At 77.3% G+C, this 13,601-nt stretch carries 13 protein-coding genes; 4 read left to right on the top strand and 9 right to left on the bottom strand.

What is annotated here, in order from left to right; translation table 11 throughout:
• Window positions 1-917, bottom strand: a 917-nt coding sequence (locus VM242_09005) for a hypothetical protein (GenBank protein ID HVM05298.1), incomplete at its 3' end; no start/stop codon positions are given.
• The gene (locus VM242_09000) at window positions 914-1,135 is read right to left on the bottom strand and encodes a hypothetical protein (GenBank protein HVM05297.1); all 222 of its coding nucleotides are present in this window, start codon (window positions 1,133-1,135) and stop codon (window positions 914-916) included. The genes VM242_09000 and VM242_09005, both read right to left, overlap by 4 nt.
• Window positions 1,136-1,211: 76 nt before the next feature.
• On the opposite strand from VM242_09000, the gene VM242_08995 reads away from it, so the two are divergent.
• Window positions 1,212-3,005, top strand: a complete 1,794-nt coding sequence (locus VM242_08995; protein ID HVM05296.1) for a DEDD exonuclease domain-containing protein — start codon at window positions 1,212-1,214, stop codon at window positions 3,003-3,005.
• A 94-nt stretch (window positions 3,006-3,099) separates the two neighbouring features.
• On the opposite strand, the gene VM242_08990 is transcribed toward VM242_08995, so the two are convergent.
• The 7 genes from VM242_08990 to VM242_08960 form a co-directional block, all read right to left on the bottom strand.
• Window positions 3,100-3,330 (bottom strand): hypothetical protein, encoded by a 231-nt coding sequence (locus tag VM242_08990; protein HVM05295.1) that lies wholly within the window; start codon window positions 3,328-3,330, stop codon window positions 3,100-3,102.
• Between the two features lie 83 nt (window positions 3,331-3,413).
• A complete protein-coding gene (trpD, locus tag VM242_08985; GenBank protein HVM05294.1) occupies window positions 3,414-4,469 on the bottom strand; it encodes an anthranilate phosphoribosyltransferase in 1,056 nt (351 codons plus the stop codon).
• Window positions 4,470-4,533: 64 nt separating this feature from the next.
• Window positions 4,534-4,764, bottom strand: coding sequence for a WhiB family transcriptional regulator (locus VM242_08980; GenBank protein ID HVM05293.1), 231 nt, complete (start codon window positions 4,762-4,764; stop codon window positions 4,534-4,536).
• A gap of 152 nt (window positions 4,765-4,916) precedes the next feature.
• Window positions 4,917-6,761: a branched-chain amino acid ABC transporter ATP-binding protein/permease gene (locus tag VM242_08975; GenBank protein HVM05292.1), complete on the bottom strand. Its 1,845-nt coding sequence runs from the start codon at window positions 6,759-6,761 to the stop codon at window positions 4,917-4,919.
• A gap of 192 nt (window positions 6,762-6,953) precedes the next feature.
• Entirely contained in the window at window positions 6,954-7,859 is a 906-nt protein-coding gene (locus tag VM242_08970; GenBank protein HVM05291.1) for a branched-chain amino acid ABC transporter permease, read from the bottom strand.
• A 73-nt stretch (window positions 7,860-7,932) separates the two neighbouring features.
• Window positions 7,933-9,396 (bottom strand): ABC transporter substrate-binding protein, encoded by a 1,464-nt coding sequence (locus VM242_08965; GenBank protein HVM05290.1) that lies wholly within the window; start codon window positions 9,394-9,396, stop codon window positions 7,933-7,935.
• 10 nt (window positions 9,397-9,406) lie between these two features.
• Window positions 9,407-9,829, bottom strand: a complete 423-nt coding sequence (locus tag VM242_08960; GenBank protein ID HVM05289.1) for a rubrerythrin family protein — start codon at window positions 9,827-9,829, stop codon at window positions 9,407-9,409.
• Between the two features lie 295 nt (window positions 9,830-10,124).
• On the opposite strand from VM242_08960, the gene VM242_08955 reads away from it, so the two are divergent.
• From VM242_08955 to VM242_08945, 3 genes are all read left to right on the top strand, one after another.
• Window positions 10,125-11,738: a glycerol-3-phosphate dehydrogenase/oxidase gene (locus VM242_08955; GenBank protein ID HVM05288.1), complete on the top strand. Its 1,614-nt coding sequence runs from the start codon at window positions 10,125-10,127 to the stop codon at window positions 11,736-11,738.
• Entirely contained in the window at window positions 11,735-13,186 is a 1,452-nt protein-coding gene (locus tag VM242_08950) for an FAD-binding oxidoreductase (GenBank protein HVM05287.1), read from the top strand. Before VM242_08955 ends, VM242_08950 begins: the two co-directional genes overlap by 4 nt.
• Window positions 13,177-13,601: hypothetical protein (locus VM242_08945; protein HVM05286.1), on the top strand; the 425-nt coding region annotated here is incomplete at its 3' end. The genes VM242_08950 and VM242_08945, both read left to right, overlap by 10 nt.

The raw sequence follows: 13,601 nt of genomic DNA, 5'->3' as shown, positions 1-13,601 counted from the left end.
CCCTCGGGGCCGCCGCCCCCGTCGCGCCCGCCCCGGGCGGGCCCTCCTTCGGGCCCGCCCGGGGCGGGCGCGACGGGGGCGGCGGCCCCGAGGGCGGCCGACGCGTCGGCCAGGGCCCGCTCCAGGGCGCCGGCCGCCGCGGCGGCGGCGGCCACGGCGGCCGACGCGCCGGCCAGGTCGAACGGCGGCGTCGGGTCGGGACGGCGCTCGCCGCGCGTCGGCTCGGGCGAGGGCTCGGGGTCGGCCGCCGGCACGGCGCGGGCCCGGAGCAGGGCGGCCTCCGCGGCGCCCGCCTCCAGGCGGCCCCGGAGCGACTCCAGCTCGGCGCGCCGCGCCTCCGACTCGGCGGCGGCATCCTCGGCCCGCCGGCGGGCGCTGTCCCGCTCGCCCTCCAGCGACGCCACCCGGCGGGCCAGGCGGGCGACCTCGTCCTGGGCCGCCCGGCGGTCCCGCCGCTCCGCCGCCAGCTCGGCCGCCGCCGCCTCGGCCTCGGCCCGCGCCCGGGCGGCGGCCGCCTCGGCGCGCGCCGTGGCGGCCTCGGCCGACGCCACGCGCTTGCGGGCGCTGCGCTCCTCCTTCTCCTCGCGCTCGGCGTCGGCCCGGCGGCGCGCCTCGGCGGCCAGGCCGGCCAACTCGCCCTCCCACCCTTCGGGCCGGGCCACGAACAGCCACGCCGCCCGCCCCATCTCGTCCTCGTCGGCCAGCGCTCCGACCCGGGCCCGGAACGCCTCGTCCTCGTCGAGGGCCCGGCGCACCGAGGCCAGCGCGGCGTCGGAGAGCTTGGCGAACCGGAGGATGGGCCGCAGCGCCCGGGGCGGCTCGACCGGCGGCGAGCCGCCGGCGCCCGCCCGGGCCACGTCCACGGCCAGCTGGAGGGCGGGCCGCAGGAGGCCGTCGGGCGCCGGGCCGGCGTTCACCCCTGTTCCTGGTCGACCAGCTCCTCGACCGACCGGCCGTTCCCGCACCACCGGCACGACACGTCCTCGATCACCTCGACCAGGACCTCCTCGTTCTCCACCGTCAGCTCCCCGCCCACGGTGTAGTGATTGAACCGGCGGGTGCGGCGGGTGAGCGTGACGTCGAAGCGGGTCAGGTTGCCGCAGGCGTTGCAGCGGTAGCGAGGGACGGGCACCACGCGCGCAGCGTACGCCGTCGCCCCGGGCGAACATGTGTTCTTGTGCGCGAACGTGTGTTCGGCGTACGGTGGCCGCGTGGCGGCGTGGCAGCGCTCCTTCGACGACCTGGGCACGCCGCTGTTCGGCGTCACGTTCGTGGTGCTGGACCTGGAGACCACCGGCTGCGTCCCGGGCCGGTGCGCCATCACCGAGGTGGGGGCGGTGAAGCTGCGGGGCGGCGAGTGCCTGGGGACGTTCCAGACCCTGGTCGACCCCGAGCAGGGGATCCCGCCCGAGATCACCTACCTCACCGGGATCACCACCTCGATGGTCACCGACGCCCCCCGGATCGGCGCCGTGCTCCCGTCGTTCCTCGAGTTCCTGGGCGACGCCGTGATCGTCGGGCACAACGTCCGCTTCGACCTCTCGTTCCTGAACGCCGCCCTGGCCGCCACCGGGCGGCCCCGCCTGGCCAACCGGTCGGTCGACACCTGCGCCCTCGCCCGCCGACTGGTGGGCGACGAGGTCCCCAACGCCCAGCTGTCGACCCTGTCCCGCCACTTCCGGGTGCGCCACCAGCCCACCCACCGGGCGCTCGACGACGCCCTCGCCACCGGCGAGGTCCTCCACTGCCTGCTCGAGCGGGCCGGCCGCCTCGGCGTGCTCGCCCTCGACGACCTGCTGGAGCTGCCCACGGTCAAGGGCCACCCCATGGTGGCCAAGCTCAAGCTGGCCGCCGACCTGCCCCGCTCCCCCGGCGTGTACCAGTTCCGCGACGCCGGCGGGCGGGTGCTGTACGTCGGCAAGGCGGTGAACCTGCGCCGCCGGGTGCGGTCGTACTTCGCCGGCGACGAGCGCCGCAAGGTAGGCCAGCTCCTCCGGGAGACGGCCGCCGTCGACCACGTCGTGTGCAGCGGCGACCTGGAGGCGTCGGTGCTGGAGATCCGCCTGATCCACGAGCTGCGGCCCCGCTTCAACCGCCGGGCCAAGGACTGGAAGCGCTACGCCTACGTGAAGCTCACCCTGGACGAGCGCTTCCCCCGCCTGTCGGTCGTGCGCGACCCGCGCCCGGGCGACGGCTGCCTGTACCTCGGGCCTCTCCCGTCGCAGCGGGCGGCGCAGCTGGTCGTCGAGGCGGTCCACTCGGCCACGCCTGTGCGCCGGTGCACCGCCAGGCCGGGCCGGACGCCCCGGGCCGCGCCCTGCGCCCCGGCCCAGCTGGGCGTGGCGGCGTGCCCGTGCGCCGGTGGGGCCGATGCGGCGCGTTACCCGTCGATCGTCGACACGGTTCTGCGGGGCCTCACCACCGAACCGGCGCGCCTGCTCGGCCCGCTGGAGGCACGCATGCGGGCCCTGGCCGCCGAGCAGCGGTACGAGGAGGCGGCCGCCACCCGGGAGCGGGCCGCCGCGCTGGCCTCGGCGCTGGCCCGCCAGCGCCGGCTGGACGCCCTGCGCCGGGCCGGTCGCGTCGACCTGGAGGTGGAGGGCGAGGGCGGCGCCGTCCTCGACCGGGGCCGGCTGGTCAGCGCCGGGGCGGGAACCGCGGGGGCCACCCCCCTGCCCTTCGAGGCGCCGGCGCCGGCCGACGCCGGCGACGGGCCCCTCCCCCGCCACCTGGCCGACGAGGTGCTGTGCGTGGCGTCGTGGCTGGACCGCGCCGCCGGGCGCGTGCGCCTGGCCCGCTGCGACGCCCCCCTGGTCACCCCTCTGCCCGAGCTCCCCCGCTTCGAGCCGGGCGGCGGCACGAACCGGCAGCGGCGACCACCGGGACCGGCTGCGTCGCTGCCCGTGGGCGCTCAGTCGCCGGAGTCGGGCCGCCCGAAGGGATCGCCGAACGACTCGGGGCCGGCGGCCGCCCCCTCGTCGCCGAGGGTCGCCTCCCCGTCGTAGCCGGGATCGCCGGGACCGCTGGCCCCCGGGGCCCCGGCGGCGTCCGAGCGGTCGTGGGGCTCGCCCATGCGACCCTCGGCTTCGTCCCGGCCGCTCACGGGTTGTCGCCGCCGGGGTCGACGGCGTTGCCCGTGGCCCCGCCCGAGTCGCCGCCCGAGCCGGTGTTGGCGCCCTCGGGCTCACCCTGGGCCGGCGCCCCGCTGTCGCCCGCACCGGCGACCGTGCCGCGGTTGGCGGTGGTGTCGGTGCGGCCGGCGTCGTCCTCCCCGTCGGAGCCGCAGGCACCGGCGGTGACGGCCAGCGATGCGGCGAGGGCCAGGGCCATCAGGCGCGGAGAGCGGCGAGCGCGGACCGTGGGGGGAGTGCGGCGGGGGTGCATCCCCGCGCCCTACCCGGGACGTCGGGCGGTCAAGCGCCGACGGGTGCCTCGGCGTTCGACGCGGCCACCAGGCGATCGAGGACCGATGCCGCCCTGCCCTCGTCGAGCGACGCCACCGCCACCTCGATGCCCTCGGCCAGCGTCTTCGCCAGGCCGGCGACCACGGCGGCGGCGGCCGAGTTCAACAGCACGATGTCGCGCCGGGGCCCCCGCTCCCCGTCCAGCAGGCGGCGGACCAGCTCGGCGTTGATCGAGGCGTCGCCGCCCCGGAGGTCGTCGGCGGTCGCCGGTGGCAGCCCCAGGTCGCTCGGGTCCACCGTCTCGGTCCGGATGTCGCCGTCGTCCAGCACCAGGGCGGTGGAGGTGGTGGTGGTGGTCAGCTCGTCGAGCCCGTCGTGGCCGTAGACCACCATGGCGCGGCGCACGCCGTTGACGGCCAGCACCCGGACCATGCGCTCGGCCATCGGGGGGCTGCTCACGCCCAGGACCTGGCGCCCGGGCCGGGCCGGGTTGGCCAGCGGCCCGAGGAAGTTGAACACGGTGGGGACCCCCAGCTCCCGGCGGGTGGCGCCGGCGTGGCGGAAGGCGGGGTGGAAGCGGGGGGCGAAGCAGAACGCCATCCCGGACGCCTCCAGGCACCGCACCACCCCCTCGCCCCCGACGTCGATGCGCACGCCCAGCGCCTCCAGGACGTCGGCCGAGCCGGTGGACGAGCTGGCGGCCCGGTTCCCGTGCTTGACGACCCGGGCGCCGGCGCCGGCCACCACCAGGGCGGTGACGGTGGAGACGTTGATCGACCCGCTGCGGTCGCCGCCGGTGCCGCAGGTGTCGACCAGGTCGTCGGCGTCGGGCAGGACCACCGGCTCGGCGTGGGCCAGGACGGCCTCCACCAGCCCGGTCATCTCGTCGACCGTCTCGCCCTTGATGCGGAGGGCGGTGAGGAAGGCGGCCAGCTGGGACGCCGTGGCCGTGCCCTCGAACACCTCCGACAGGGCGGCCGACGCCTCGGCACGGGACAGGTCGGCGCCGCTCATCAAGCGGGTGAGGATGGTGGGCCAGCCCCCCAGCGAACCCAGGTCGGTCATATGTGGGGCCCAGGGTACCCCCCGAGCCCCCCCGGCGAGGCTGGGCTTTACGACGTTTCCGGGGTTATGCCGACTTCCGCCGCTGGCGGATCAGTCGCCGGCGCTCGCGTTCGGTCGCCCCGCCCCAGACGCCGTCGCGCTCGCGGTTCACCAGGGCGTACTCCAGGCACGCCTCGCGCACCGGGCAGATGCCGCAGATGCCCTTCGCCTCGTCCGCGTCCTCATCGGAGGCGGGGTAGAAGATGTCCGGGTCGACGCCACGGCAGGCGGCCCGCTGGCGCCAGGACAAGTTCATCGGAGCGATCTCCTCCCTCCCGGGGCGAACCTCATCGGAGCCAAGTACCCCGGGAGGCCGCTGACTATGCCGGTTGTCTTCCGGGCCTGGGTACAACATCGGCCACGTTGGGGGCATTCCTGAACGTTCGGGGACAGCGGCCGCCGCTTCTTTCAGGGCACGGGGCCGAGGTAGACGTCTCGCACCCGGGGGTCGGCCGCCACCCGGGCGGGCGGCCCCGAGACCAGCGTGGCGCCGCCGTCCAGAACGGTCACCGTCCCCGCCAGGGAGAACACCGTCGCGACGTGGTGCTCCACCACGACGATGGCCCGGCCCGAGGCCGCCAACGACCGGATCAGCCCTCCCAGCGCCTCGACCTCGGCGGGGTCGAGGCCGGCGGCGGGCTCGTCGAGCAGCAGGAGGACGGGTTCGCCGGCCAGGGCCCGGGCGAGCTCGAGGCGGCGCTGCTCGGAGAGGGTGAGCGCCCCCGCGGGGTCCGCCGCCCGCCCTTCCAGCCCCACCCGGGCGAGCAGGACGGCGGCCCGGGCCCGCAGCCGCCGCTCCTCGGCCCGGCCCAGCCCGAGCAGGCAGCGCCCCAGCCCGGCCGAGCCCCGCACGTGGGCGCCCGCCAGCACGTTCTCCAGGACCGTCATGCGGGGCCACACCCGGACCGACTGGAACGTCCGCCCCATGCCCGCCGCCGTCCGCCGGAAGGCGGGCAGGCGGGTGATGTCCCGCCCGCACAGCTCGACCCGGCCGCCGGTGGCGGGGACGACACCGGTCACGACGTCGACGAAGGTCGACTTGCCCGACCCGTTCGGGCCCACCACGGCGTGCACGGTGCCGGCCGCCACCTCCAGGTCCACGCCGGCCAGGGCGCGCACGCCGCCGAAGGACCGGGCCAGCCCCCGCACCCGCAGGACGGGCGTGCCGTCCGCAGGCGGCGCCACCGACGGGTCCGGCGCGGCATCGCCCGCCTCGCCCGCCTCGACGTCGGCCGCGTCGGGGCGGGCGGATGCCGGCACCCAGCGGCGGAAGGCGCCCACCAGGCCGGACGGGGCGACGGCGACCACGGCCAGGGCCACGGCGCCGAACACCAGCCCCAGGCGGTCCCGGAACCGTTCCTGCACCACGTCCAGGCCCAGCCCGAAGGTGAGGGCGAAGGCGCCGACGACGGGCCCGGCCAGGGTGCCGGCGCCGCCCAGCGCCACGGTGACGACGTAGCGGAACGACTCCGTCTGGACGTCCAGCGCGCTGCCCGAGCTGACGGTGAGCGTGCGCAGGGCGCCGACCCAGCCGGCCACCCCCACGATGGCGGCCGACACCGCGAAGGCGCCCACGCGGTGGCGGTAGGGGTCGATGCCGCTGGCCCGGGCGGCCACGTCGGAGTCGCGAACCGCTCCCAGGGCCCGCCCCCAACGGCTGCGGGCCAGGTTCCGGCTCGCCCACAGGGCGGCGAGCAGGACGACGGCGGCCGTGTAGTAGACGCCGGCCAGGATGTGCGAGCGGGCGAGGAAGGCGTTGCGGGTGTCCGGGACGCGCTCCAGGGCCCGCCCCGCCAGGCCACCGAGGGGGCCCGAGGCGAGCACCACGACGGCCGGCACCAGCGTGCCGAAGGCGAGGGTCACCACCGTGAGGTGGAACCCCCGCAGGTGGCAGCAGGCCAGGGCCAGCACCACCCCGAGGGCGGCGGCCACGGCGGCGGCGAACACGGGCCCGAACCAGGGCCCGTTGCGGACGACGACGTCGGGGAGGAACGACCCCTCGCCGAGCAGGTACGGCCCGAGGACGGCGCCCGCGTACCCGCCGGCGACGAAGAACCCGGCGTGGCCCAGCGAGAGCAGCCCGGTGTACCCGGTCAGCACGTTGAGACCGGTGGCGGCGACGGCGAGGACCAGCGCCTCCACCCCCAGGTCGAGCCACTTTCGGTTGCCCGCCTGGGCCGGCCCGAACCACAGGAGGAAGGCGACCAGGGCGGCGGTCGGCGCCCACCGGCGCAGCCGGCCCGCCCGGCCCACTACGCCTTCTCCAGGCGTTCGCCCCGCTCGCATACGCGAGGTCCGTGGCCGCACTCGCCGCCGCAGGCGGCCTCTACGGCTGCGGGCACCGGGAAAGGACAGGGCGGAGGCGGGCGAGCTCCGCTCGGCCGCCGGAGCACGATCCGACTCGACCGAATGGAGTGAGCGGAGCGAACGAACGAGGTCGGAGCACTACGCCTTCTCCAGGCGTTCGCCCCGCTCCCCGAGCAGCCCCGTGGGCCGCACGGCCAGCACGGCCAGGAACAGGAGGAACACGAGCAGGTACTCGTAGCGCGCCCCGGTGGGCGAAGCCGTCCTCGCCACGGCGGACACGGCGGCGACCGCGTACCCGCCGGCCAGCGCGCCGCGGGCCGAACCCAGCCCGCCCAGGACGGCGGCGACGAAGCCCTGGAGCCCGAGGAGGAGGCCGTTCTCCAGGCGGACGAACGAGCGGGGGGCCAGCAGCACGGCCGCCAGCGCGGCGAGAGCGCCGGCGGCCGCGAACGCAACGGTCACCACCGCCCGCGGGTTCACGCCGACCAGGGCGGCCGCCTCCCGGTCCTCGGCCACGGCCCGCAGGGCGCGGCCGGCGGCGGTGCGGCGCTGCGTCACGTCGGCGCCGGCGACGACGGCCAGGGTGACCACGACCACCAGCACGTCGGCCGGCGTGACGGCCACGCCGGCCACCCGGCCCGCCTCCCACCCGGCGACGGAGCCGACCAGCGGGGGGAGGCGGTGGGGCGAGGCGTCGACGAGCAGGCGCACCAGGTCGACGGCGACGAGCCCGGCCGCGAAGGTGGTGAGCACGGCCCCGACGTCGGCCGGCATGGTGCCGCGCCGCAGGGGGCGCAGCGCCACCAGCTCGACGACCGCCCCCGCCGCCGCCGTCCCCACGACGACCAGCGGGAACGCCGCCACCACCGGCAACCCGGCCCGGGTGAGCGCGTACGCGCCGTACCCGGCGACCACCAGCAGCGGCCCCTGGGCGAAGTTGACGACGCCGGTGGCGGCGAACACCACGCCGAACCCGAGGGCGACCAGGGCCAGCGCCGACCCCACCGTGGCCGTCGACACGACGACCTGGAGGACGTCGGTCACCGACGCCCCCGTCCTTGGCCGACGGGCCCGCCGGCGGGTGGCGCCGGGGCCCGCCGGGAAGGCGGTGGGGTGGTCAGTGGACCTTGCACGCAGCCGTGCACCGGGTCCCGTAGCTCCTGGCCAGCACCTGGTCCATCACCGCCGGGTGGGCTCGGCGGTTGGCCTCCAGGGTGGGGCGGACGAGATGGGTGGGACCGGCCGGGACGTCGGCGAAGGCCTCGCCGTCGGCCCACTCGCGGCCGAGGGCGTACGGCGGCTCGGTCGGCACGGGGCCGTCGGCGCCCCGCTCCATCACCAGGACGACGACGTCGTCGGGCGTGCGCGACAGGTGCCGGTCGGCCGTGAACTCGAACTCCAGCGAGGCGAAGGTGATGGGGCCGGCCGTCTCCATCCCGGCCACGACCCGGGCGTGGTCGGTGGTGCCCGCCTTGCGGATGCCGGCCAGGACGGCGGCCAGGGCGTCGGGCGCCGACTCCTCGCCGCCCGTCGGTTCCCGGCGCAGGTGCCGGCGCATCCAACCGGCGATGGCGAAGGACGGCAGGTAGACGAGCCCGCCCACGTGCCAGGCGGTGGCCGTCCCGACGCGCGCCTTGCCGCCCGCCAGCTCGACCCAGCTGCGGTCGCCGGCGCCGGCCGGCGACCCGAACACGTGCGGACGCCACGGACCCTCCCGCGCCGAGGGGGTGTCGACGTACGCGGCGCCGAGGTCGGCCAGCTGGGAGACGATGCCCGCCGTGCTGGTGTTCACTCCGTCGACGTAGAGGACGTCGGGCCGGCCCTGGCGGAGGCGCTGGAGCTGGGGTCCGAAGTCGCTGTCGAGCAGCGAGAACGACTCGACCCCGGTGATCTCGATGCCGGCGGCGCGGAACGAGCGCTCGAACCGGCGGCGGGCGGTGGCACCGGGGTCGATCAGGGAGTCGTACAGGTAGGCGGCCGTGCGGTAGCCGCGGTCGGAGGCGGCGTAGGAGGCGAGCACCTCCTTGGCGAACCGATCGGGCAGGAGCACCTGGAACACCGAGCGCCCGGCCCCGTCACCGTCGGGGTGGAGCTGGCCGCCCGAGTAGGGGTCGTTGAAGACGGCGACCAGCGGCATCGAGTCCCGCCGCACCTGGGGCAGGACCTGGCTGAACCCGGCCGCCCCGCACCACAGGACCCCCGCCGCGCCCCGGCCGGCCAGGTCGGCGTAGACCCGGGGGCCGGCCGACGGGTCGATGCCCGTGTCCCGCTTGACCAGGGCGACCTTGCGGCCGCCGACGCCGCCCGTGCCGTTGACCTGGCGGACGGCGGCGTCCAACGATCGGTCGACGATGTCACCGAGGAAGGCGCCGATGCCCGAGAACGGCGCCACCACGCCGATGCGCAGCTCGTCGGAGGCGCCGGCGGCGGGCGCCTCGTCGTCGCCGTAGGCGCAGGCGCCGAGGCCGGCACCCGCCGACGCGGCGGCCGCCGCGCCGAGGCCCAGCCTTCCCGCCCACCGGAGGAGGTCCCGCCGGGACACCTCGCCGCCCGGCCAGCCGGGGTGCGGGGGCGGGCGCACGCGCCGAACCCTACGACAGGCTCTCCAGGCCCGCCGTGAGGCGCCCGGCGTGGCTGCGCTCCGACCGGGTGAGGGTGTCGAACCAGTCGGCCACGTCGTCGAACCCCTCCTCGCGGGCCACCTTGGCGTACTCCGGGTAGCACTCGGTGTACTCCCGCGTCTCGTCCTCGATGGCGGCCTTGAGGTTGTCCTCGGTCGACGGCCCGCCGTCGCCGTCGCCCCGCCCCTCGGGCCCCCCGGTGAGGAAGTCGAGGTGCCCGAAGGCGTGGCCGTTCTCGCCCTCGGCCAGCGCCCGGAACAGGGTGGCGATGTCGGGGTACCCCTCGGCCTCGGCCCGCTGGGCGTAGTACAGGAACCGGCCGTTGGCCTCGCTCTCGGCGGCGAACGCCTTCTCGAGGTTGGCCTGCGTGCGCGACCCGTCCAGCTCCGGCATGGCGAAACCCTAACGGGCCCGCCTGGGGACAACTTGCACGGCCGCGACGCGTTCACCGTCGTGCTGGCCCCCTCGTCGGCCCTCCGCCGTCCAAGTTGTTCTGCGGCGGTCCCGAACGGGCCGCCGAGGAGGCTCCCTCCCGACGGCGGCCCGTAGGATCGGCGCCCGTGACGACCACCGACGAAGGCGTCCGCGGTTGCGCCGGTCCCGGCCGCCGCGAACCCGCGTCCCCGCCGGCCGCCGTGACCCGGCGCGCCGGTTGCGTCACGCCACCCGCTGAGACGAGCCCCGGGGAATGACCGGTGCCTTCAGCCGGGACACCGCCCGCCAGCGCCTGGAGGCCGAACGGTTCGACGTGCTGGTGGTGGGTGGCGGCATAACCGGCGCCGGCGTCGCCCTCGACGCCGCCGCCCGGGGCCTGCGCACCGCCCTGGTCGAGCGGGACGACTTCGCCTCCGGGACGTCGTCGAGGTCGTCCAAGCTGGTCCACGGCGGCCTGCGCTACCTCCGGCAGCGGGAGTTCCGGCTGGTCCGGGAGAACCTGGCCGAGCGCCAGCGCCTACTGCACAACGCCCCGCACCTGGTGCGGCCGCTCACCTTCGTCATCCCCCTCGTGGGGCCGGGCGGCGTCGTCGCCGAGGCGGTGGCCCGGGGGTACGGCACCGCCCTGTGGCTGTACGACCTCAGCGGCGGACTGCGCATCGGGCGGCGCCACCACCGCCTGTCGAGCGACGAGGTGCGGGCCGCCCTCCCCGCCCTGCGGGCCGACCTCGCCCCGGCCGGCTTCAGCTACGCCGACGCCTGGGCCGACGACGCCCGGTTGACGCTGACCGTCGTCCGCACCGCCGTCCTCGACCACGGGGCGGTGGCCCTCAACCACGCGCCGGTGGCGGGCCTGCTCCGCCGCGGAGGCCGGGTGGCGGGCGCCGTGCTGGAGGACGGGACCGAGGTGCACGCCGCCGCCGTGGTCAACGCCGCCGGCGTGTGGGCCGGGAGCGTGGCGGCGCTGGACGACTCGGCGCCGGCCCCCCGGCTGCGGCCGGCCAAGGGCGTCCACCTCACCGTGCCCCGCCACCGCCTCCCGTGCCGCGACGCGGCGGTCTTCCCGACGGCGGACAGGCGCTCGATCTTCGTGGTGCCGTGGGGCGAGCGGGTGTACCTCGGCACCACCGACACCGAGTACGCCGGTCCGCTCGACGACCCCCAGTGCACGCCCGAGGACGTGGCGTACGTGCTGGGCGCGGCGAACGAGGTCCTGAGCGAGCCCCTCGGGGCCGACGACGTGGTCGGCACGTGGGCGGGGCTGCGCCCGCTGCTCGACGCCGGCGGTCCGGCCCGGACCACCGACCTCTCCCGCCGCCACCGGGTCGAGACCAGCCCGAGCGGCGTCGTCACCGTCACCGGGGGCAAGCTCACGACCTACCGGAGGATGGCGGCCGACGCCGTCGACGAGGTGGCCGGCCTGCTCGGGCGACGGCGCCTCCGCTGCCCGACCCGGTCGCTCGTGCTGCGGGGCGGGCAGCGGGCGCCGGCCGCCGAGACGCCCACGCAGCACCACCTGGTGTCCCGGTACGGGAGCGAGGCGGTCGAGGTGGCGCTGCTGGCGGCGGGCGACCCCGACCTGGCGCGACCGCTGGTGGCCGGCCTCCCCTATCTGCGGGCCGAGGCCGTCTACGCGGCCCGCCACGAGATGGCGCTCACGGTGGACGACGTGCTCGGCCGCCGGGCCCGGGCCCGCATCCTGGCCCGGGACGCGTCGGCCGACGCCGCCGCCCTGACGGCCTCGCTGATGGCCCGGGAGCTCGGGTGGCCCGAGGGGCGGGCCGGGGAGGAGGCGGCCGCCTACGTGGCCGCCGTCGAGCGGGAGCGGGCGGCCGCCGGCCTGCGCGCCGTCCCGGCCGGGTCATGACCGCGCTGCCGCCGGAGCGGCTGGGCGGCCTGCGGGCCGAGGTGGAGGGCGCCGTGCTCGACCGGCTCGCCGCCGTGTGCCCCGTCGACACGAGCGACGGCGGCCGAGCCGAGCAGGCGCGGGACTGGTGGCCGATCACCCTGCGGTGGGCCCGGGACGGCGACGTCCCGGCCCTGCCCGCCGCCGTCGCCCGCCCGCAGTCGGCGGCGCAGGTGGCCGCCGTCCTGGCCGTGTGCAACCAGGCCGGCGTGCCGGTGACCCCGGCGGGCGGGCGCAGCGGCGTGTGCGGCGGCGCCGTGCCCGTCCACGGCGGGGTGTCGCTGGACCTGAAGGGCCTGAGCGGCGTGGTGGGCGTCGACGACGAGTCGCTCCTCGTCACCGTGGGGGCGGGCACCAACGGCGCCGCCCTGGAGGACGAGCTGCGCGCCGCCCACGGGCTGACCGTGGGCCACCGTCCCCAGTCGATCGCCATCTCCACCGTGGGCGGGTGGCTGGCGTGCCGGTCCGCCGGCCAGTACTCGACCCGCTACGGCAAGATCGAGGACATGGCGGTCGACCTCGAGGTGGCGCTGGCCGACGGCCGGGTGGTCCGCACGGGCGCCCCCGGCCCCCGCTCGGCCACCGGGCCCGACCTCACCCAGCTGTTCGTCGGCAGCGAGGGCACGCTGGGTGTGATCACCGAGGCCGTGCTGCGGGCGGCGCCCGTGCCGCCGGCCGAGCGCAGGGCCGCCTTCGGCTTCGCGACGTTCGAGTCGGGCCTCGACGCCTGCCGCCGCGTCCTGCGCCGGGGCGCCACCCCGGCCGTGATCCGCCTCTACGACGAGGTGGAGTCCGCCCGGTCGATGGGCGTGGACGGCCGCTGCGTGCTCCTCGTCCTGGACGAGGCGGAGCCCCGGCTGGCCGATGCCGTCCTGCACGTCGTGGGCGAGGAGTGCGGGGCGGCCGAGCGCCTCGACGACGCCCTCGTCGACCGCTGGCTCGACCTCCGTGACGACGTGTCGGCGCTGGACGGGCTCCTGGCCGCCGGCATGGTCGTCGACACCTGCGAGGTGGCCGGCCCGTGGTCGGCCCTGGGCGGGATGTACCGGGCGGGGCGGTCGGCCCTCGAGGCGGTCCCGGGGACGATGGCGGCGTCGGCCCACCAGTCCCACGCCTACCGCGACGGCGCCTGCCTGTACTTCACCTTCGCCGGCCGCCGGGATGACGGCACCGGCGACGACTACTACCGGGAGGCGTGGGACGCCGTCACCGAGGCGGTGGGCGGCGCCGGCGGCTCCCTCAGCCACCACCACGGGGTCGGCCTCAACCGGGCCCGTTTCCTGCCCGCCGCCCGGGGCGGGGGCTGGGCCGTCCTGCTCGCGCTCAAGGAGGCGCTCGACCCCAACGGGATCCTCAACCCCGGCAAGCTCGGGCTGCCGTCGCCGTGGGGGGCGCCGCCGTGGCCGTGAGACGCGTCGACTGGAAGGCGGCGGCCGACGGGGCGTGGCTGGCCGTCGCCATCACCCTGCCGCCCACCATCGTCGTGCGCCTGTTCAAGGACGGCGACCTCGAAGGCCAGGAGTCGTACCTGTGGGTCGTCCCCGTCCTGGCCCTGCTGGTCGGGTTCGCGGTGGGCGGGCACCGGGCCGCCACCCGCCGGCCCGACGCCCCCCTGCTCCACGCCGCCGCCTCGGCCGCCTGCGCCTTTGCCGCCCTCGCCGCCCTCGCCGTCGTGCGCCGGTTCGTGGACGGCGACGGGCTCACCGTCCCCCTGGTGGTCACGCTGATGCTGCTGCTCCAGATCACCGTGTCGCTGGCGGTCATCGGGGGCTACGTGGCCATGCGCCGGGAGGCGGCGGCGGCTGCGGGCGGCGGGCCCGCCCC

The sequence above is a fragment of the Acidimicrobiales bacterium genome (assembly GCA_035540975.1).
Taxonomy (GTDB): domain Bacteria; phylum Actinomycetota; class Acidimicrobiia; order Acidimicrobiales.
The sequence above is the reverse complement of the archived record's forward strand: the minus strand, read 5'-3'. Positions and strand labels throughout refer to the sequence as shown.

Bases quoted from the DNA above. Each gene is read 5' to 3' on its own strand.
- VM242_08990 (HVM05295.1), bottom strand. From the start codon at position 3,330: ATGGCCCTGGCCCTCGCCGCATCGCTGGCCGTCACCGCCGGTGCCTGC.
- trpD (HVM05294.1), bottom strand. From the start codon at position 4,469: ATGACCGACCTGGGTTCGCTGGGGGGCTGGCCCACCATCCTCACCCGC.
- VM242_08980 (HVM05293.1), bottom strand. From the start codon at position 4,764: ATGAACTTGTCCTGGCGCCAGCGGGCCGCCTGCCGTGGCGTCGACCCG.
- VM242_08960 (HVM05289.1), bottom strand. From the start codon at position 9,829: ATGCCGGAGCTGGACGGGTCGCGCACGCAGGCCAACCTCGAGAAGGCG.
- VM242_08955 (HVM05288.1), top strand. From the start codon at position 10,125: ATGACCGGTGCCTTCAGCCGGGACACCGCCCGCCAGCGCCTGGAGGCC.
- VM242_08950 (HVM05287.1), top strand. From the start codon at position 11,735: ATGACCGCGCTGCCGCCGGAGCGGCTGGGCGGCCTGCGGGCCGAGGTG.